This window comes from Maribacter sp., assembly GCF_039968975.1.
GTDB lineage: Bacteria > Bacteroidota > Bacteroidia > Flavobacteriales > Flavobacteriaceae > Maribacter.
In genome coordinates this window covers 1-20,941 of record NZ_JBDVOT010000004.1, presented here as the reverse complement: position 1 = coordinate 20,941, position 20,941 = coordinate 1, and the positions used below count along the sequence as shown (strand labels likewise).

The window sequence follows — 20,941 nt, the reverse complement described above, 5'->3', positions numbered from 1 at the left end:
TTATTCCCATAAGACGGATAGTCCACCTTAAAAGAATCTATTGAAAAAAACCGTCTTAATCCCAAACACGCTCCACTTTATGCTCCGTAAAATCTTCTATCTTTAATTTCTCTTCTGAATTATTTACAATGGTCAAAGCCCTAAAAAACTCATTAGGAAAAATCTGATTTGTCATCACATACTGCCCGCCATTTATAAACAGTTCTAAAGACGAGTGATCTAAAAGCATAACTATCTCAATAGGACCCTCAGGAATATTCGGAATTTTCATTTGCTGAACACCTGGAGCAAATTTCTCGCTAAAATCTACCTTACCTGATTTTCTTCGATCCAGAGTCACTATCTTTTTATCCCTATCAATATCTATGCTTAAACTATCTCCATTTTTGTTTCTAAAATACATTTGAGCATTAGGTACAGACAAAGTGAATTTTGTTTTACTTTGATTACCATATTTTAATGGTAAAATTCTTTTTCTAGTAGGCAGAATCTCTATTATACTTTCAGGATAGGCAAGAGCAACATGTTTCTCAAAACTTTCTAAAGGATAATTAAACAGCGCTACTTCATCACCTAGTTTACGCAAGGTCAACAATCTTGGTACCGTCATGGCACTACGCCATTTTTCTGTCGGCGTATCTCTTGCATAGTCCCAGTTACTCATCCAGCCTATGAATACACGCTCTTCATTTGGGGCATCGTTATAGGTTACACCTGCATAATTGTCTCTACCTAAATCTACCCATTTGTGTTCTACTTGATCGGTAGTGAATGTTGTGCCGTCAAAATCTCCTATAAAATATTGTGTACCACTACCTCCATTTGGCGCACCTGGGTTTATACTTATTAAAAGCACCCATTTCACTTCATCTGTACCCTCAATTTGTAGCGGAAATAGGTCTGGACATTCCCAAACGCCACCATGTGCTCCTTGGTCCTTACCAAACTCACTAACTTTTTTCCATTCTTTTAAATTAGGAGAATTCCATATTTGTAAATGGTCTCCTGCTACCAAAAGCATAGTCCAAACCTCAGCTTTGTCATTCCAAAAAACCTTTGGATCTCTAAAATCTTTAATTCCCGTATTGCCAATAACCGGGTTTCCATCATATTTAGTCCAACTATCACCATTATCCAAGCTATAGGCAATACCCTGTGTTTGAAAGTCTTTTGTACCAGCTTGCTCACCCGCCATATCATGATAGGTGAAAATTGCCACCATTGCAGTTTTGTCTTCCGTACCAAATCCTGAAGTATTATTGTGGTCCATTACGGCACTACCTGAAAATATTAGACCATACTCATCAGGAAAAAGTGCAATTGGCTTATGTTTCCATTCCATCATATCTTCACTTACCGCATGCCCCCAATGCATAGGGCCCCAAACGGTACTATCCGGATAGTATTGATAAAATAAATGATATACACCATCATTATAAACAAGTCCGTTTGGATCGTTCATCCATTTTTCTTCCGGTGTAAAATGATATTGAGATCTGTAAGGCTCAACATAATACCCCGTTGGTTCTAAATCTTCTTGGACAACATCTTGTTTTACTTCTTGTTTACAGTTAAACATTAGAACAACGGTTAATAGAACTAATACTTGTAAACCTTTATTTTGTAAAGTTTTAACCATAAATTCACTTTTATACAGATACTTCTTCATTAGTAATTATAGTACATTTGTAGCAATGAAAATACTAATTTCTAAATTAATATTCTGTTCTTTGGTCTTATTATCTTTCCCTAAAGATAGCTTCGGGCAAGACAAAATCACCAAAACTTTAAACACCTGGAACCAAGGCACTATACCTTATGCGTATTTTGAAAATTTACCCGAAACAGATTCTATTGCCTTTTTAGATACTAGAGAAAAAGAAGAATTCGAAGTCAGTCATCTTAAAAATGCTATCTGGGTAGGTTATAAAAAATTCAACGAGAAAAAGGTATTAGAAACTATACCTGACAAATCGCAACCAATAATTGTTTATTGCTCTATTGGGGTACGATCAGAAGATATTGGCGAACAGTTAAAAGAATTAGGATATACCAAAATTTTAAACTTGCACGGCGGCATTTTTGATTGGAAAAATAAAGGAGGTCAAGTTTTTAACGACAAAGAAGTTGCTACCGACAGTGTTCACGCTTTTAGCAAACATTGGGGCAAGCTTTTACATGAAGGAATTAAAGTATACTAACTAGGAGTTAGAAAAATCAAGAAATTACATTGGGAATATTACTGAACAACAAGACTGAAAAAGACGAGAAAATTATTGATTTTACCCTCGCAAATTCAAATAATCTTTTGCTGATTTTTACTAGAAACCCAGAATTGGGCAAAGGTAAAAGACGCTTAGCGGTTACCGTTGGTGACCAAGCAGCATATGATATTTATAAGTTTTTATTAGACCACACCGTGTCTATCACCAAAAATTTATATGCAGAAAAACAGGTGTATTATTCTGAAGAAATTTGGAAAAACGATATTTGGGACAACCAGAAATTTGATAAAAAAATTCAAGCGGGTGAAGACTTAGGCATTCGTATGGCCAATGCCTTTCAAGAAGGCTTTCAAAACGAATACCAAAAAATCATTATCATTGGTAGCGATATGCTAGACCTATCTCAAGAAGATTTAGAAAATGCTTTTAAATCTTTAGAGAAAAATGATTTTGTCGTAGGACCTGCTGAAGATGGCGGATACTATTTACTTGGTATGAAAAAATTTATGCCCGCGCTTTTTAAAAATAAAACTTGGGGCACAGAAACTGTTCTAAAAGATACTTTAGCTGACCTTAAAAATGAGACTACCGCTCTTTTAGAAACAAAAAACGATGTAGATTATTACGAGGACATAAAGGATGTTGACGCCTTTAAACCCTTTTTAAAACATATGAACTTATGATGAAAGATGAACTTTTAGAATCTGTAAACTACCTTAAAAACAAAGGTTTTGACAATCCAGAAATAGGTATTGTTCTAGGTACAGGATTAGGTAAACTAGTAGATAGCGTAGAAGACCCTATTGACGCACACTATAACCACATTCCATTTTTTCCTTTAGCAACCGTAGAATTTCATACCGGTAAATTAGTATATGGAACCATATCCGGAAAAAAAGTAGTTGTTATGCAAGGTCGTTTTCACCTTTATGAAGGTTATGACTTTTTAGACATTACTTACCCTATTCGTGTAATGCACATGTTAGGTATTTCAAAACTGTTTATCTCTAATGCAGCCGGTGCAGTAAATCTTAATTATAAAAAAGGTGATATGATGTTGATTGAGGATCATATTAACCTGCAAGGTGGTTCTCCCCTAGCATTTAAAGGTGTTAGTGAATTCGGAGAGCGTTTTGCAGACATGTCAGAACCTTATGATGTAGATATGCGCAACAAATTGACCGCTATTGCCAAAGAACACAATATATCATTAAAAAGTGGTGTGTACGCTTCTGTTGTGGGTCCTCAACTAGAAACTAGGGCAGAGTACAGAATGATCAAGTTAATTGGGGCAGATGCTGTAGGTATGAGTACCGTACCTGAAGTTATTGTTGCAAATCATTTATCGTTACCTATTGTTGCCGTTTCTGTTTTGACAGACGAGTGCGACCCAGACAATCTAAAACCCGTTGATATCAGCGAAATTATTTCTATAGCCGAAAAAACAGAACCTAAAATGGTGAAGTTATTTCAAGAATTAATTAAGCAATTGTAAGGATTTCTGGTATTCTACTACATAAAAACAAACATAGTTTATGAGTACTCACCAGCCAACCATAAGTATTATCATTCCAGTGTTGAATGAAGAAAAGTACATTAAAGATGTACTTTTTACCATTTCTACCAATGCGGGCAGCAACCGTATAAAAGAAATACTTGTGGTTGATGGCGGTAGTACCGACCGTACTGTTGTTAATGCTCAAAAACATGGAGCAATAGTAATTAACAGCGACAAAGGACGTGCAAAACAAATGAATCTTGGCGCAGCAAAAGCTACTGGCGATGTCCTTTATTTTTTACATGTAGATTCTTTACCTCCAAAAGATTTTGATAGCGATATTTTAAATGAAATTGACCAAGGTTTTGAGGTAGGTTGTTTTCAAATGCGCTTTAACAGCAATAGTCTTTTTTTACAATTCTTTAGCTGGTGCACAAAAATTAACCATCAAATTTGTCGTGGCGGAGATCAATCACTATTTATCACCAGCAAACTATTTCACGAACTCAACGGCTTCAATGAAAATTATGTTATATATGAAGACAATGAATTTATTAAAAGAGTTTACAAACTAAAACCTTTTAAAATTATTTCTTCTGCTATTACTACCTCTGTACGAAGGTATGAAGAACGAGGCACGGTTAGATTACAGTATCATTTTGGCATGATTCACTTAAAACATCATTTAGGCGCTAAACCAACAGAACTTTATCAATATTATTTAAAACACATAGCTGCCTAACCTATTCTCCCTCAAAATCCAACAACACACCTTCACTGATCCATTTGGCAAGCGCCTGACGATTATCCGGATCAAGAATTCTGACCTGATCTTTTTTATTTCTAATATTTCCTATCTCAATATATGCCATGGCAGGATGGGTCTTCTTTACCAAATATAGCGATGTCCTATCTTCAAAAGTTCCTGAATAGGTTCTATTAGGCTGATATTTTTTGTACTTGGCTCCGAAAGTTTTATGAATACTTTCCGCTAGTTTTTCACCGTTCTTACTTTTCTCATGGTGATAAAAGAAAACATCTATATTTTGATTTTCACTTCTACTATCTACATGGGTCACGATCAAACGCTGATACTTTCCTCTGTTATCCTTATATAGATCATTAATAATATCTACACGTTGTTTTAATCGCGCTAACTGATTTAAAGGAATTGTTTTATCTGGATACGCTACTTCATCATGGTCAATTTCTAAAACACGTTCATCTCTAATTCCATCGTTCTCATCTTGAATGATGATATACACCTCAGCACCATGTGACATTAATTCTTTTGCCAAACGCAATGTTATATCATAAGCATACTCATCTTCCGCTATGGCCTTACCAGCATACATACCCATAGCCCCTGGATCAGGACCTCCATGACCACTTACCAAATAATACACATTACCTTCTAAGCGTTTACTTTTTGTAAGTACGGTTTTATATTTCTCACCGAATATATCATTAGAAGTGCGTTCTATCTCCTTTACTTCTTTCGCCTGAATCTGCAATGAATCAACAATAGCAACAGTATCTAACTTTATTAGCGGCATCACATAAGTTTTACCTGCAATTAAGTGAACACTGTCTCTTAAATTATCGGTATTCAATGCCACAAATTCATCAAACACCTCATACGGATCTACTCCTTGTTTCCTCAACAGTGATAAAATTCCGTCGCCAGGTTCTGCCGTCATCGTCTTAAGCGAATCTTGCCCAAAGCAAAAAACACCTAAAAACAAACATATTACACCTAAAAAGTTCTTGTTTTTCATCTCATTACAAAGCACAATGTCTATGCCATAATACAGTTATGACCTCTAATTCAGCACAAAGATTGCTAAAAATATTGTCCAATACCAAAGACAATTCCATTGTCCCCATCTTTAGTGATTCCGTAGCCGTAATCTATTCTAAAAATAGCATTGAATATTCGCTTGTGCATAAATCGCAACCCAACTCCTGGGTAGATTCTTATATTTTCACTATTCCATAAGTCATCAAAACCACCAGCGGGGTTTCTCCAGGTACCGCCATCAACAAATATGTTGCCTTGCAATACAAATTTATTTCTATCAATAAAGGTTTGACGATACTCTGTATTCAAAACAATCATACCCGTACCTCTATCTATAGAATTACCAACACCTCTAATATTTAAATTGTTATCTACCGTAAATGGCGCAAACGGGCTATCAACATTACTTGCCAGACCTAAACGAAGCCGGTTTGCCCAATTACCCCTATCACCTATTCTTTTGAAATAGGTAAAATCATTAAACCCTATTATAAACTCCGGTAAATTTGTATCGGCGCTACCTACATATTGCAAATTTAACTGACTTCTGAATCCTTCTAAATAATGATAGAAATAATCCAAACTGTTATAATCATAAATGAGCTTAAGCAAGTGCTTATCAACATTTAAATTCAATGGAACACCTTCACCGGTTGCGCCTTCAACATACTGGTAGTCTTCTGTAAAAAAACTAAAGCCCAACTCCATTCTATTTTTAAAATTGAACTCATACAGCCCTAACAGTTCAAAACCGGTATTGCTATATTTATAGTCCGCAGTATCATCTTGAAAAAACACAGGCTCTAGGGTCGTAAAATCATTGTAATTTACTGCTAAACCTAACCTACTAGAAAACAGGTACGGCGCTCTAACACTTAACCCAAACGAGCTATAATTATCATATTGATAGAAGGCTCCCAAGGTGATATTACGCCCAAAAGAATTGAACTCTTGCAGCCCTACCCTAAAAGCAAAATTGTCATTTGATGAACTAAAGAGATTTGCGAACGGAATTAATGTAAAGTTTTCTTCAATTACATACTCTAAGCTGCAGGTTTCATTCGGTAAAACAGTGACGTTAAAATAAGCATGAGATATAGAGGGCAACCTTTTTAAACGAAGTATATCTCTATTTATAAGTACAGAATCTAACTTCATACCTTTCTGTACATCTACAAGGTTTTCAATGAAAGATGTTTTGGTTTGCTTTGCTCCAGAAAAGTGCAATTCTGCCACCGTCAATTCTTGCCCTTTCATCATGAAACTGACAAGCATTAACAATAGAAATGGTAACGTTTTTGTATTCATTTTTTCAAATACTCATATCTTAACCTATATAAATTTAGAGCTAAGGTTTTCAATATAGAATAAATTATGGGTGTAATCAATTATTGTGTTAAAGCACAACTACAAAAACCAAAAAAGAGCCTAATTGTTTATTAGAACAAAAGGCTCTTTCAAGAACACTCAAACTATTTATTTAAAAAATTCCTCTCAAACCTAAATTAAAGGTTTGCCCTAGCCCTGTATTATTACCACGTACAAAGTTGGTATACAGTATTTCTAGGTTCAAGGCACTTGTTAATTGATATTTTGCCCCGCCGCCCAAAGCTGTAAAATCTTGTGTAAAATTGTTTCCCAAATCTAAACGTTGCGAATGTTGCGCCAATGCCAAAATCGTAAACTTATTTGAGGGAAAATAACTAAGAAATAAACCTGGACTAAGGTTTAAACTGTTGTTAGCGAAGCTTTCTTCCTTATCCCCGAAACTTAATTCTGAGTTGATTTCACTAAAAAGCTGCCATTTATCGCCTGGGAAAGTATAGTCGTAAAAGAATCTATTCTGCCAGATATATCCTTTTTGGTCTAAAAACACTCCGTTTTCAGTTTCATTATCTACCAATGGGATAAAAAATGAACTTTGGACAGAAAAATTACTTACCGATGCGATAGGCACAAATTTCACAGATGGCGCAATAGATGTAAGTCCTGATCTAGCAGTGTTGTTCTCCCCATCAAATTTAAATACATCTAATGCACTTCTATCACCAATTACATTTGACCTGAATTCTAAAATTGCACCAACATTCCACCGTTTATTGGTGCCAACACCGGTATACCCTTCTAAAGTAGAAGTGAAAAAAGTTTGTCTTGGCTCTTCTCCTTCTGTAAATGTGCTTTCAGTTTGTGTATATAAATTATTAAACCACTTTACATCGTACTGACCTTGACCTACCAGTTTAGATGGTGTGTACTGCTGTATATTACTTTTCTGTTGCAAACTATCTTGACTATATCCTTCAAAAAGGGCACAAAAAGCCACTGCAAGAAATAAATTTCTAGTTAAAATATTCATTTTTAGGTTTTTAAAATTCTTAGTTGATTATTTAGCCTCGTTCAAAGACCAGTCATAAGAGTAGTAAGAAACTTTTGCATTGTCTGGTAATTGTTCTTTTCTGTAGGTATTGATAAAATCTACAGTACTTCCATTTTGTTCAAAGTCTCCTTTATACCACTCAAACAATTGTGAAATCTGAACTTTGGTCTTGTTTACTTTTATAAATTTAGGATTGTTTATTGCCAAAACGGTTTGCTTCTGTAACTGACCCTCCAATAGGTTTGGCTTGTAAGCAGCATTTATAATTGGGGGACACCCTAAACCTGCGCATACTAATACGAAATGGAATCTTGGCTCAGTTGGAAACTGTGCTCTTAACAAATCATTTTCTATTCCGTTCAAGGTTACGGACTTCCCTGCAACTTCATATTTTGTTTTATCAAAAAAACCCGCTACATCTAAAGGAGATTTTAAAGGATAATTCTTAACGATACCGTTTATAACAAGTAGATTATAAGCATTGATCCAAAAAGCTTGATATGTTGTGGCATTAGATTTAGAAACCGATACGCCCTTAGCGGAATTCAATACTTCGTTTAAAACATCGGGATTACTTTTAATAGCTGCGTACTTTACTTTACCATTAACAACATATTCCTTAAAAAAACTATCGCTCTTGCCAAAAAACGTAGCTACATCTTGTGCAGAAACACTGGTAACTATAAAAAGGAAAAACAACGTCTGTATAAAAATTCTATTCATCTTATTTTAATTTTAGTATCACTTTTGAGATTGTTTCGGTCGTGGCGTTTTACAAAAACATACAGTTCTCAAAAAAAATAATTTATTTTATTTAAAATTTTTAAGCCAATTAAATACTGATTTACTGTATGTTACAAATCCGTTTTAATAAGATTAAAACGCAAACTACGTTTAAAAGTATCACAGAGTTATAACAAGTTTATAATCTTTCTAAATTAAAAGTAAGCTGTTAAGTTCTTACCTTTATTACCGACACAACCATCAACAAAAGCATTTTATGGATCATATAGTAATTATTGGCAATGGCATTTCTGGGGTCACTTTAGCTCGACATATTCGTAAGCTATCAGACAAAAAAATCACCATTATATCTGCAGAAAGTGACTACTTCTTTTCCCGTACCGCATTAATGTATGTATACATGGGGCACATGAAATTTGAACACACACAACCTTACGAGAATTGGTTTTGGAAGAAAAACAGAATAGACCTCGTCAACGGATTTGTAGAAAAAGTGGAAACCGACTCTAAGAAGCTTCTTTTAAAAGGCGGCTCTACCATATCATATGACAAACTAATCATTGCAACTGGGTCTAAACCCAACAAATTTGGTTGGCCCGGTCAAGATTTAAAAGGTGTACAAGGTCTGTATTCTAAACAAGATTTAGAGATGCTTGAGAAAAATGCACCTAATAATAAGGCATGTAACCGCGCTGTTATTGTTGGCGGCGGACTTATTGGTATAGAAATGGCAGAAATGTTGCGATCTCGTGAAATACCGGTTACTTTCTTAGTACGTGAAAAAAGCTTTTGGAACGGTGTTTTACCCGCTGGAGAATCTGCCATGATCAACGAGCATATTCTAGAACACCATATTGATCTACAACTTGACACCAACCTGGAAAAAATAATTTCTGATGAAAATGGGCGTGCAAAAGCTGTAGTTACAGATAAAGGCGAAACCATTGAATGTAATGTAGTTGGCTTAACTGCAGGTGTAGCCCCAAATATCGATTTTCTAAAAGATTCTGGCATTGAATTAGGCAGAGGTGTTAAGGTTAATCGTTTTTTAGAGACCAACGTAAAAGATGTATACGCAATTGGTGATTGCGCAGAGCAACATGAAGGTATTGGTAGCAGAAGACCAATTGAAGCTGTTTGGTATACCGGTAGAATGATGGGCGAAGCTCTAGCACAAACTATTTGCGGTAAACCAAGAGAATACAACCCTGGTCATTGGTTCAACTCCGCTAAATTTTTAGATGTAGAATACCAAACCTACGGTTGGGTTTTTAGCGAACGTAGCAAAAAAGATAATGAATACCATTTTCACTGGCGCCACGCTTCTGAAAAAATATGTATAACAGTTGCATTTGATAAAGACAGTCATCAGTTCTTAGGCATCAACACCTTTGGTATTCGTATGCGACATGAAATTTTTGATCAATGGTTAACAGAAAACAAAGATATTGACCATGTAATGACCTATTTAAAAGATGCCAATTTCGATCCTGAGTTCTTTAAACTCTATGAGGATGAAATTGTCGCTAAATACAATGCTGATTTTAATAAGAACATTAGTCCTAAGAAAAAAAGCTGGAAACGTATTTTCAGTATCGCCTAATTAAACAACAAAAAACAAACAACACCTACTATGGGTAATTTTGACAGAAGTATGTCTCTTGCGGGAGAACCGCCTAAAGCATTAAATACAGGCCAAAAATTGGCAGTAGTCACAGGAATGATCGGTCTGGGAATTCTCATTCTACAATTATTCAATTTAAACCTTGGCAATACGGCTCTATGGCTAACAATCTCTATTGTTGCCATTTTTGCGGGTATCATTTGGTTTTCACAAGCCGCATATGCACATAAGCACAAAGGCATTAAGAATGATGGCGTTTGGTTTAAATCTATTTCTAGCCGTGGTGTACTTGCTTGGATGGCAGGTATAGCCTTAACAGGTTTTTACATTGTACTATATTTTTATCCACAATACCTCGGTCTCGTAAAAGATGGCGACAATACTGGATTAATTGCCCTATTTGATCCTTTAAGCAAAGGTCTAAGCGGCAACCCTGCCAGTCAATGGTTTGTTTACGGAACCATGTATACTGTTGCTATTTTAGCTTTCGGCGCCAAGTTTATTTGGAAATATCGCCATAACAAATATGAGCAATTGAGAACTGTAAGTGTTATGTTCTTTCAAACTGCTTTCGCTTTTTTCATTCCAGAAATCATGGCGCGTTTAAATGGCGATTTACCGTATTACGATTTAAAAAATATGTGGCCCTTAAACTATTACAACTTTGAGCGCTATCGTATTAATGGTTTTATAGATTCTGGTAGTGTAGGTATGACCATGTTATTTTTTGGCATCATATCTATCTTCGTAATCTCTCCTTTTTTAACCTATAAATATGGTAAAAGATGGTATTGCTCTTGGGTTTGTGGTTGTGGTGGTTTAGCCGAAACTGCAGGTGATTCTTTTCGTCAATTAAGTGATAAATCTAAATTTGCCTGGAAGGTAGAGCGTTGGGTAGTACACAGTGTGGTAGTATTTGTAACCGTAATGACCATAGCCGTTATATATTCTTATTTAGGTAATGACACTAGCAAATATTGGCTAACAAAAACCATGTTTATATCTGGGGTTGCTGTTATTTTAACCGCTATTTTTTCTTGGGTAATGATTTATAAAAGAGAAGAACTAGCCAAAGATGCAAAATATGGTGCAATTGGATACTTTACTATTATTGCCGTATTAATAGGAATGCACTTTTTTAGTGGTTCAGGAAATATATTCATATTCAAAGCAGAAACGTTACGTACCACTTACAGTTTTTTAATTGGTAGTATTTTCTCTGGAGTTATTGGAACAGGGTTTTACCCAATTTTAGGAAACCGTGTTTGGTGTAGATTCGGATGCCCAATGGCTGCTATGTTAGGCTTTCAACAACGTTTGTTCTCTAAATTTAGAATTACTACCAATGGTGGTCAATGTATTTCTTGTGGTAACTGTTCTACTTATTGTGAAATGGGCATTGATGTGCGTGCGTACGCACAAAAAGGAGAAAACATTGTGCGCTCTAGTTGTGTAGGCTGTGGTATTTGTTCCGCAGTATGCCCAAGAGGGGTTTTAAAATTAGAAAATGGACCAGAAGAAGGGCGTATCAACTCTAAAGATGTCTTATTAGGTAATGATGTTGATTTGATGGACCTAGTGAATAAAAAATAGATTTTATCCATAAAATAAAGCTGTGCTTTTAAGCTCAGTGATGCTTTTAATCTTATTCACCTATTTTTTAAAACAGGAAAAAGATCATGAAAGATAGGTTTTCACTAATCTTTCATGATCTTTACAACCTATTAACCACAACTTAAACGGTACATGAATCGCTTTTTATACTTACTTTTTTTACTGTCACTATCTACGCAATCTCAGACAGAGCTTAATTACCCTGAGGTTGTTTATGGTAAAGAAAATATCAGTGCCAGTTGGGTTAGTCACCCAAAACTAAAAGGAGGTGAAGACACAGCGGTTTTATTTCGTAATACATTTAATGTTGCTGATACAAAGGCAGACTTTATAATTAATATTTCTGCAGATAACCACTATTTTCTATATGTAAACGGTAAATTTATTACCCATGGTCCGCAATTGAGCGACATTCAGCACTATAAATTTGAAACCTTAAACTTAAAAGATTACCTAAACAAGGGTAAAAACGTTATTGCAATTAAGGTCATCAATTTTGGAAAAAGGAGATTTTTGGGCATGCAATCCATATTTACCAGCGTCATGGTAAACGGTGTTACCGAAAATGCTAAAATTATTAATACTACCGGCTTTAATGATACTTGGCTAACCACCATTGACGGGTCGTACAAAGCAAATGAAGTAGTTTGGAGAGGTAATGGCAAAAAAGCCATTGTCGGCGGATTCTATGCCAATAACCCTACAGACATTGTTGATATGAACTTCTATCCTACTCATTGGGAAACGCTAAGTTTTGATGATAGCGATTGGGTAAAAGTAGAGTTCTTTGAAAATGCCAGTAGTATGGGCGGATCTATTGCCTACTTATTGGAACCCCGTAATTTACCTTTACTTTCTTGGGATGAAGAAAGAGTTGCAAGCATTGTTCGTTCCTCTTCTGCCCTAAACACAGAGTTTCCTGTATTGGGTACGTTGACACTTGCCCCTAATACAAAAACTACTTTTCTTTTAGACCAGCAGTATGTTACCAACGGATTTCCAGAACTGCTATTCAGCAAAGGGAAATCTGCAATTATTGCCATTAAATACGCCGAGAATCTTTTTGGTGCCAACAATGAAAAAGGAGACCGTAACGACTTAGAAAATAAAAAGCTTTTGGGTTATTACGACGAAGTAATATCTAACGGCGAAGCGAACCAAAAATTTATCCCGAATTGGATGCGCACCTTTCGGTTCATAGAATTTGAAGTTGAAACCAAAGATCAGGAACTTGTTCTAGAAAAATTTGTAAACCATAGGTCTAGAACTACCATACCATCTATTGCAAAGTTCTCTACTGACGACAAAATGTACAATGACATTTTTGATATTTGTAAGCGTACCATTGACATTTGTACACAAGATTATTTTTTAAGTGATGCCTATTACGAAACTATGCAGTATGTGGGCGATACTAAAATACAAGGTTTAATTTGGGAAGCATTAAGTGGTAATGCAGAGCATACCAAAAACGCCATTCGTCAATTTGATCATAGTAGAGACTCTGACGGTAACATATTAGGAGCTTACCCGCTTCGCTCTACCTTTATTTACCCTACCTACTCTTTGGTTTGGGTTGATATGATTGCAGATTATTACAACACTTCTAACGATAAAGAATTTGTTGAAACCTACAAAGACGGAATCATAAATACTCTTGCCGGATTCGAAAAAAACATGAACGACCTTAATTTGGTCAACAAAACGCCTTATCGCTATTTTGTAGACTGGTATACAGGACCTAATAATGGAAGTGGAACCGCTACCAAAAATGACGGACTCAATTCTGCCGTTGTAAGTTTACATTATGTTCATGCCCTGCAAAATGCATCATATCTCTTTGAAGTAATAGGTGACAAACAAGCTGCAATAAAATATAAGACCAGAGCTCAAGAAATTATTACATCTGTTTACGAACTTTGTTACGACGATGAAAGAAATTTATTTGCTGAGCGACCTGATAAAACTATTTATGATCAGCATACCAATATCATGGCCATATTGACAGATGCAATCCCACAAAATGAGCAAAGAGCACTTTTAAATAAAATTCTAAACGAAAAAGACTTACTACAAGCTACCTATTATTATCGTTTTTATCTTTTTGAAGCGATTAAAAAGATAAATGCTCCTGAGTTGTTCGATGTTGCCCAGAAACCTTGGGAACAAATGATCAACGACCATATGACCACGACATTAGAAAGATTTGAAAGTGTTGAGAAACCAACCAGATCAGAAGTTCACCCATGGAGTGCATCGCCAGCATATTTTTATTTTAATTATCTGGCAGGCATTCAATCGGTACAGAATGATTTTGAGGAAGTACAGATTACCCCGGCCTTTGGCAAACTAAATGAAATGGTAGGTTTACTTCCTACATCAAAAGGAAATATTGAATTTGAACTAAAGAAAAACAAGAATAAATTATCCGCAGAAATAACAATTCCCCAAACAATGAAAGGCAACTTAAATTGGCAAGGAACTGAAATACCGCTTAAAAAAGGAAAAAACACCTATACCATAAAAAGCAGAAAATAACGGTGTAGTCTTTGGTATTGCAAGAACTTAAATGTTAATCTAATATTTTAAAAAAATGAAGCTATTTAAACTCTTTTTACCCGCTCTTATTTATTTAGGATTGTTAGCTTTTATTAATCCTGAAGACAAACGTTATGAACGCACCTATTATGAAGATGGCACCTTAGAAAGTGAAGGATGGATGCGGTATAGCACAAGAACAGACCATTGGACATTTTACCACCCAAACGGACATAAATCTGAGCAAGGTTTTTACGCTTATGGAAAAAGAGAAAAGTATTGGTTTTTTTACAATGAAGACCGCATTAGAATCAAAGAAGGCAAATTTGCCGATAACAAAGAAATTGGCTGGTGGCTTTTTTACGATAAAAAAGGTCGTATTAACCATAAATGTCAGCTAACAAAAGGAATAAAAGACGGGTATTGCTTAAAGTATAAGGATACAAAGTTGATATCTGCAGAGAAATACAGTAAAGGTGAAAAGATTAAAGAATGGACATCTTTTCGTGCCTTTACCAGTGAAAATAGTTTATCAGATTTAAAATAATGACAGACATTAAAGTAATTATACCAGCTTTTAACGAAGCAAACTCTATTGCCCATGTCATCAACGAATTACCAAAAACGGTATCTGAGGTAATCGTTGTGAACAATAATTCTACAGATGATACCGTAAAAAATGCCGAAGCTGCAGGTGCCACAGTACTTACAGAGACCAGAAAAGGATATGGTTTTGCCTGCCTTAAAGGTTTAGATTATGTTGCGACTACATCTAAACAACCAGATATTATCGTATTTATTGATGGAGACTATTCTGATTATCCTGAGGAACTGGATAAGGTGGTTGCTCCTATATTAAAAAATGACATTGATTTTGTGGTTGGCGCAAGAACTAAAGCTTTACGAGAAGAAGGTTCTATGACCCCACAACAGGTTTTTGGCAACTGGCTGGCAACATTTTTAATGCGTTTGTTTTTTGGTGCAAAATTTACGGATTTAGGTCCTTTTAGGGCAATTAAATACGAAAAGCTCAAAGAATTGAACATGGAAGACAAGACTTATGGGTGGACGGTTGAAATGCAACTGAAAATTCTTAAGAAAAAAATGACATATACCGAAGTACCAGTACGTTACAAACGAAGAATTGGCATCTCTAAAGTTTCAGGAACCGTAAAAGGTAGTATATTTGCAGGCATAAAAATTTTGGGGTGGATCTTCAAATACAGTATTAAATAATATGGCACTAGCTCTAGCTTATTTTATTATCATAATTTATAGTATCTCATTACTATTAATTTTCTTTTACAGCTTGGCGCAGCTTAATCTGTTGATCAACTACTTATCTCAAAAAAGACAAAACCAAACGGCACCTAAGTTTAACTTATTAGACCCAAAGGAAATTCCGTTCGTAACCATTCAGCTTCCTGTATTTAACGAAGAATATGTAATGGACCGTTTATTGGAAAACATTGCAAAAATAGAATACCCAAAGAGTAAATTAGAGATACAGGTTTTAGATGACTCTACTGATGACACCGTAGTTACCACTGCAGCCAGTATTGCAAAATTACAAGAGACCGGTTTAGATATTAAACATATTACAAGAACTGACCGTTCTGGTTTTAAGGCGGGTGCCTTAAAAGAAGGGCTTGAAGTAGCGAAGGGTGAATTCATTGCCATTTTTGACGCAGATTTTTTACCGGCTTCAGATTGGTTGAAAAAAACCGTAATTTATTTTAAAGACGAAGAAATTGGTGTGGTACAGACCCGTTGGGGACACCTAAACCGCGATTACTCAACCTTAACAAAAATACAGGCATTTGCTCTTGATGCACATTTTACCCTAGAACAGGTTGGAAGAAATAGTAAAGGTCATTTCATCAACTTCAACGGTACCGCTGGTATTTGGCGTAAAGAGTGCATTATTGACGCTGGCAACTGGGAAGGTGACACCTTAACAGAAGACCTTGATCTTAGCTACCGTGCACAGCTGAAAAACTGGAAATTCAAGTATTTAGAAAATGTAGAGACTCCGGCAGAGCTTCCTGTAGTTATTAGTGCAGCACGTTCACAACAATTTCGTTGGAACAAAGGTGGTGCAGAGAACTTTAGAAAAACGGTTTGGAGTGTTGTTGCTGCAAAAAATATACCTTTTAAAACGAAGTTTCACGGAGTAATGCACTTACTGAACAGTTCTATGTTTTTATGTGTATTCTTAGTGGCTTTACTTAGCATACCATCTCTTTATATAAAAAACACATACGGTCATTTAGACTGGGTATTCTCACTATTAAGCTTGTTCACTGTTAGTACAATTATCTTATTCGTGTGTTATTGGTTTACCTATAAGAGTATACAAGGCAGCGGTTTTAACAACTTTGTAGACTACATACGTATATTCTTTACCTTTTTCTCTGTAGCACTAGGTTTCTCTTTACATAATACCATTGCCGTTATAGAAGGGCATATGGGTAAACGAAGTGAATTTGTACGTACACCAAAATTCAACATTAGCACCTTAAAGCAAAGTTGGAAAGGCAATAAATACTTAGCTAAAAAATTATCGCCGAATATGATATTGGAATTTGCCTTAATGATTTATTTCATGTTTGGTATGTACAGCGCAATACCATTAAATGATTTTGGGTTGTTCCCTTTTCATTTTATGTTGTTCTTGGGATTTGGCTTTGTATTCTTTAAATCATTGACCTCGAGAGCTTAAAATCGCCTTAAATTAGATAAAATTAAAAAGGACAGCCAATGGCTGTCCTTTTTAATTTTATCTATTACCAACTAAGCAAACCAATACTTTCATCAATATGTAAATTTATACGGCAACATCAATTAATGAATCTCCCTCAATAACCTAATCACCTATCTTTATCTATATAATTTAGTATGCTCAAATTAACAATTGAATGTAGTAGTCCAAGCCGTTGCTCCGATTACACTAATAAATTAATAAGAGACAATTTGACAAATAATTCTTATTTTTTTATTAACGCAAACCACCCATATGCACTCATTTTTTAAGAATACTCTATATTAAAGGTTAAAATAATAGATTTTTATAAATAATTGACCTACTTTACCTAGTAAGACTATTCCTGTTTATTTTTGACAGTACACTAAAATTCTTTGAAAAATAAATCAATTGTTAATCAAATCCCCTTTAATAAGAAAATCTCTCCTATCAGTACTTTTCATCTTAACAATACTGAAATTAAATGCCCAGTCTAACAATCAGTTTTTAGAGAGAATAGGCATTGAAAATGGGCTTTCATCCAATTATCCCACAAGTATTCTTCAAGATTCAACAGGCTACATTTGGATAGGTACCAATAACGGACTTAATAGATATGATGGTTATGAGTCCAAAGTATTCAATTACGACCCCAATGATAAAAACTCCATATCAGATAATTGGATTACTTGTTTGTTAGAAGATTCTAATAGCAACATATGGATTGGCACAGAGGGCGGCGGTCTAAATCTTTATAATACTAAAACGGGTATTATAACGCGATTTGAATATAATTATAACGAACCTACTTCTATAAGCAGTAATGATGTATTACAAATATACGAAGACAGTCAGCAGAGGCTTTGGGTAGGCACAAAAAGCGGCTTGAATTTATTTGATAAAAACAGTCTTTCTTTTCAGCGTTATATGCAACCCAAAGAATGCCAAAATTGCAAACATTCCATAAAAGCTATCATAGAGGACCAAAAAGGAAATCTGTATATAGGCGATGAATTTGAAGGTCTTTACTATTTCTTACCCTCTGACGGTACATTCAAAAAAGTAAAGCCTAATTATGTTTCAGAAGAGGAACATCCTTCTGAATTCATAAATGACCTACATCTTACAAACCATAAGCTTTGGGTAGCTACAGACAATGGTTTGGCCACTCTAAACATCTCAACCAACACCTATAAAAAAACGAAGCTTATTACTACCCATGGTAATTCTATTAGCGATGTTTATATATGGAAAATTTATAATGAACACAAAGGTAGTATTTGGCTATGTACCAATGGTAGTGGTTTAGTAAATTATGATTTAGCAACAGAAGAACTTAAAGTATACAGATCAGACGGTAATACCGCTTATAATATTGACAATAATTCTATAGAAGATGTGCTAGTGGACAAATCTGAAAATATTTGGATGGCGACCACGGGAAATGGACTAAACAAGTTCAACCTTAAAAATCTAATTTTCAATCATTGGGAAAAAGACGACAACTATAACAATACATTGGTCAATAATAATGTACGCGCCATGTTCCAAGATTTAGATGGAACTATATGGATAGGAACCAATAACGGATTAAGTAGATTCAATTCTAAAAGACGTCTATTTAAAAATTATACTAAAGATTTTAATTATCGCGGAGATACCAATACCCCAAAAATCAGGACCATTTACCGTAGTAAAAACAATGTACTTTGGGTAGGTACGCAAGGCGGAGGTCTGTATTCTTATAATGCAAAAGCTGATAAATTTATTTTAGCATTAGATTTCGTCTCAAACCCTTTAACAACTAAAATACGTCATATTAAAAGTATTTATGAACTGGATAATGGCAGTCTGCTTATTGGTACAACAGGGGCTGGTTTACTAGTCTACAATGCAACTACCGGTAAAATTATAGCCGTACGAACTACTAATGACCCTGATAATATACTAAGTAATCTTGCAGCGAACTGTATGCTACGAGCATCTGATTCTGAAGTATGGATCGGCAGCGATAGAGGATTAATTTTATTGAACACCAATACTTTTGAATTCTCACTATGGGACTACAAGGAAAATTATAAAAATTGTATTGTAGGTAATAAGATTAGATCGTTATTTTTAGATGAATCAAATAAATTATGGATTGGAACAAGAAGCGGACTAGCTATCTTTAACCCTAAAACCGAAGAATTTGAACAGTACAAAGTGAAAGATGGCTTGCCTAGTGATATCATATTTGGTATTCTATCTGGGGCAGATGATAATATTTGGCTGACTACCCCTAACGGTTTATCTAAAACAGAACAAGGTGAAATCCACTTTTGTAATATCTCTATACCTGGCAATAGTATATTGGATATGGGTGGCCATTCTCAAGGTACTGATGAAAATTTATTAGTAGGGGGTACATCTGGCTTTACCATATTCAACCCTAATGACATTAAAGACAACCTACACGTTCCAAACGTTGTTTTAACCGACATTAAAGTCAATAACAAATCTATGCAGTTCAATGAAAACATAGATCAAATAAAGACTATTGATTTACCCTACGATCAAAACAATTTAACTTTTAAATTTTCTGCTTTAGAATTTACCAATTCCAAAATAAACAAGTATAAATATAAATTGGAAGGCTTTAATACAGATTGGGTAGATTACGGCACCAAACATGATTTGACCTTTACCAATTTAGATCCAAATACATACAAGCTGAAAATTAAAGGATCAAACAACGAAAATGTTTGGAACGAGAACGAAACTTCATTGACCATTCATATAAGTTCTCCTTGGTGGAAAACTTGGTGGTTTAGAATGCTAAGTTTATTGTTGATTATCGGTATACTTTTTTCTATTTATTATATACGATTAAATACATTGAAGAAAACCAAAAAAATACTTCAAAAGGAAGTAGCTGTGCAAACAAAAGAATTAGTAGAGAACAATAAAAAATTAAAAGATTTACATAGAGAAAAAGATGGAATTATAGGTGTAATAGCGCATGACCTACGAAGTCCGCTAAATAGTATTGACGGTCTTATTCATCTATTAAAAGACGACGAGAATTTAGATGAAAAACAGCGTACTTATATAGATTACATCAATAAATCTATTAAAAGTGGAAATAGCTTAATTACAGACTTGCTTCTAATGAGCAATATCAATCATCCTGAAAAAACTATTGAACTAAATAAATTTGACCTTTCAATCTTCATAGAAGAATGGGAAAAAAGTTATCTAAGCAGGTTAGAAGATAAGAACCAAAAATTAAGAAAAAAAATTGAAGACAAACCGATACTTATATATTCTGATCAAAAATTATTGACCCGTATTTTTGATAATTTAATGACCAATGCCATGAAGTTTTCCAATAGAGGAAGTACTATTGATTTAAACGTGGCATCAAACAAGGGATCTGTACTTATTTCTTTTAAAGATTATGGTCCTGGTATGTCTAACGATGATAAGAAAAAGGCATTTAAAATGTTTCAAAAACTCTCTGCAAAACCAACTGACGGTGAAACTTCTAATGGTTTAGGTCTAGCAATTATTAAAACATTGGTTGAAAAGTTAAATGGAACTATTAAAATTGAAAGTGTTTTAGAAAAAGGGACTACATTTATAATTCACCTACCAGTTATAAATAACACTAACTGATACTATTAAAATTAGTGCTATACTATATAATTTCGCGCCTAACTTTTCTAAAATTATAATGTTTAAAAGCAACTTTATCAGAATTGATTCATACCAAGACCATTAATTAACGGCTGTTCA

At 34.7% G+C, this 20,941-nt stretch carries 16 protein-coding genes; 11 read left to right on the top strand and 5 right to left on the bottom strand.

All coding sequences use genetic code 11. The features are described 5' to 3' along the window. Positions 1–55: 55 nt before the first annotated feature. Complete coding sequence (locus ABJI11_RS00205; protein WP_348348413.1) at positions 56–1,579, bottom strand: glycoside hydrolase family 32 protein; 1,524 nt, start codon at positions 1,577–1,579, stop codon at positions 56–58. Between the two features lie 115 nt (positions 1,580–1,694). On the opposite strand from ABJI11_RS00205, the gene ABJI11_RS00200 reads away from it, so the two are divergent. From ABJI11_RS00200 to ABJI11_RS00185, 4 genes are read left to right on the top strand one after another with little or no spacing between them, the layout of a single operon-like run. Then, positions 1,695–2,201: a rhodanese-like domain-containing protein gene (locus ABJI11_RS00200; protein WP_348348412.1), complete on the top strand. Its 507-nt coding sequence runs from the start codon at positions 1,695–1,697 to the stop codon at positions 2,199–2,201. Positions 2,202–2,236: 35 nt separating this feature from the next. Next, a complete protein-coding gene (locus tag ABJI11_RS00195) occupies positions 2,237–2,908 on the top strand; it encodes a TIGR04282 family arsenosugar biosynthesis glycosyltransferase (protein WP_348348415.1) in 672 nt (223 codons plus the stop codon). After that, entirely contained in the window at positions 2,905–3,720 is an 816-nt protein-coding gene (locus tag ABJI11_RS00190; protein WP_348348411.1) for a purine-nucleoside phosphorylase, read from the top strand. The genes ABJI11_RS00195 and ABJI11_RS00190 overlap by 4 nt, the downstream gene beginning before the upstream one ends. Before the next feature lie 40 nt (positions 3,721–3,760). Continuing rightward, positions 3,761–4,465: a TIGR04283 family arsenosugar biosynthesis glycosyltransferase gene (locus ABJI11_RS00185; RefSeq protein WP_348348410.1), complete on the top strand. Its 705-nt coding sequence runs from the start codon at positions 3,761–3,763 to the stop codon at positions 4,463–4,465. Between the two features lies 1 nt (position 4,466). Here ABJI11_RS00185 and ABJI11_RS00180 read toward each other — a convergent pair whose 3' ends face one another. The 4 genes from ABJI11_RS00180 to ABJI11_RS00165 form a co-directional block, all read right to left on the bottom strand. Further along, positions 4,467–5,501: an N-acetylmuramoyl-L-alanine amidase gene (locus ABJI11_RS00180; RefSeq protein ID WP_348348409.1), complete on the bottom strand. Its 1,035-nt coding sequence runs from the start codon at positions 5,499–5,501 to the stop codon at positions 4,467–4,469. 65 nt (positions 5,502–5,566) lie between these two features. Beyond that, positions 5,567–6,832 carry an outer membrane protein assembly factor gene (locus tag ABJI11_RS00175; protein WP_348348408.1) on the bottom strand — a complete coding sequence of 422 codons (1,266 nt, stop codon included), beginning with the start codon at positions 6,830–6,832 and terminating at the stop codon, positions 5,567–5,569. 172 nt (positions 6,833–7,004) lie between these two features. Then, positions 7,005–7,880, bottom strand: coding sequence for a hypothetical protein (locus tag ABJI11_RS00170; protein ID WP_348348407.1), 876 nt, complete (start codon positions 7,878–7,880; stop codon positions 7,005–7,007). Positions 7,881–7,907: 27 nt separating this feature from the next. Next, on the bottom strand, positions 7,908–8,624 hold the full coding sequence (locus ABJI11_RS00165; protein ID WP_348348406.1) for a DUF547 domain-containing protein: 717 nt from the start codon (positions 8,622–8,624) through the stop codon (positions 7,908–7,910). Between the two features lie 277 nt (positions 8,625–8,901). Here ABJI11_RS00165 and ABJI11_RS00160 point away from each other — a divergent pair, with 277 nt between their 5' ends. From ABJI11_RS00160 to ABJI11_RS00130, 7 genes are all read left to right on the top strand, one after another. Then, the gene (locus tag ABJI11_RS00160) at positions 8,902–10,248 is read left to right on the top strand and encodes an FAD/NAD(P)-binding oxidoreductase (protein WP_348348405.1); all 1,347 of its coding nucleotides are present in this window, start codon (positions 8,902–8,904) and stop codon (positions 10,246–10,248) included. Positions 10,249–10,278: 30 nt separating this feature from the next. Next, complete coding sequence (locus tag ABJI11_RS00155) at positions 10,279–11,862, top strand: 4Fe-4S dicluster domain-containing protein (RefSeq protein ID WP_348348404.1); 1,584 nt, start codon at positions 10,279–10,281, stop codon at positions 11,860–11,862. A gap of 153 nt (positions 11,863–12,015) precedes the next feature. Further along, positions 12,016–14,421, top strand: a complete 2,406-nt coding sequence (locus ABJI11_RS00150; protein WP_348348403.1) for a hypothetical protein — start codon at positions 12,016–12,018, stop codon at positions 14,419–14,421. A gap of 55 nt (positions 14,422–14,476) precedes the next feature. Then, positions 14,477–14,968, top strand: coding sequence for a hypothetical protein (locus ABJI11_RS00145; protein ID WP_348348402.1), 492 nt, complete (start codon positions 14,477–14,479; stop codon positions 14,966–14,968). Further along, the gene (locus ABJI11_RS00140) at positions 14,968–15,657 is read left to right on the top strand and encodes a glycosyltransferase family 2 protein (RefSeq protein WP_348348401.1); all 690 of its coding nucleotides are present in this window, start codon (positions 14,968–14,970) and stop codon (positions 15,655–15,657) included. The genes ABJI11_RS00145 and ABJI11_RS00140 overlap by 1 nt, the downstream gene beginning before the upstream one ends. 1 nt (position 15,658) lies before the next feature. Beyond that, positions 15,659–17,143, top strand: a complete 1,485-nt coding sequence (locus tag ABJI11_RS00135; protein ID WP_348348400.1) for a cellulose synthase family protein — start codon at positions 15,659–15,661, stop codon at positions 17,141–17,143. Between the two features lie 432 nt (positions 17,144–17,575). Then, positions 17,576–20,821: a two-component regulator propeller domain-containing protein gene (locus tag ABJI11_RS00130; RefSeq protein ID WP_348348399.1), complete on the top strand. Its 3,246-nt coding sequence runs from the start codon at positions 17,576–17,578 to the stop codon at positions 20,819–20,821. The last annotated feature ends 120 nt before the right edge of the window (positions 20,822–20,941 follow it).

Excerpts from the sequence above, each read along its gene's own strand:
- ABJI11_RS00140 (WP_348348401.1), top strand. The coding sequence starts at position 14,968 with ATGACAGACATTAAAGTAATTATACCAGCTTTTAACGAAGCAAACTCT.
- ABJI11_RS00170 (WP_348348407.1), bottom strand. The coding sequence starts at position 7,880 with ATGAATATTTTAACTAGAAATTTATTTCTTGCAGTGGCTTTTTGTGCC.
- ABJI11_RS00185 (WP_348348410.1), top strand. The coding sequence starts at position 3,761 with ATGAGTACTCACCAGCCAACCATAAGTATTATCATTCCAGTGTTGAAT.
- ABJI11_RS00165 (WP_348348406.1), bottom strand. The coding sequence starts at position 8,624 with ATGAATAGAATTTTTATACAGACGTTGTTTTTCCTTTTTATAGTTACC.
- ABJI11_RS00155 (WP_348348404.1), top strand. The coding sequence starts at position 10,279 with ATGGGTAATTTTGACAGAAGTATGTCTCTTGCGGGAGAACCGCCTAAA.
- ABJI11_RS00145 (WP_348348402.1), top strand. The coding sequence starts at position 14,477 with ATGAAGCTATTTAAACTCTTTTTACCCGCTCTTATTTATTTAGGATTG.
- ABJI11_RS00150 (WP_348348403.1), top strand. The coding sequence starts at position 12,016 with ATGAATCGCTTTTTATACTTACTTTTTTTACTGTCACTATCTACGCAA.
- ABJI11_RS00190 (WP_348348411.1), top strand. The coding sequence starts at position 2,905 with ATGATGAAAGATGAACTTTTAGAATCTGTAAACTACCTTAAAAACAAA.
- ABJI11_RS00180 (WP_348348409.1), bottom strand. The coding sequence starts at position 5,501 with ATGAAAAACAAGAACTTTTTAGGTGTAATATGTTTGTTTTTAGGTGTT.
- ABJI11_RS00160 (WP_348348405.1), top strand. The coding sequence starts at position 8,902 with ATGGATCATATAGTAATTATTGGCAATGGCATTTCTGGGGTCACTTTA.
- ABJI11_RS00205 (WP_348348413.1), bottom strand. The coding sequence starts at position 1,579 with ATGTTTAACTGTAAACAAGAAGTAAAACAAGATGTTGTCCAAGAAGAT.
- ABJI11_RS00175 (WP_348348408.1), bottom strand. The coding sequence starts at position 6,832 with ATGAATACAAAAACGTTACCATTTCTATTGTTAATGCTTGTCAGTTTC.
- ABJI11_RS00135 (WP_348348400.1), top strand. The coding sequence starts at position 15,659 with ATGGCACTAGCTCTAGCTTATTTTATTATCATAATTTATAGTATCTCA.
- ABJI11_RS00200 (WP_348348412.1), top strand. The coding sequence starts at position 1,695 with ATGAAAATACTAATTTCTAAATTAATATTCTGTTCTTTGGTCTTATTA.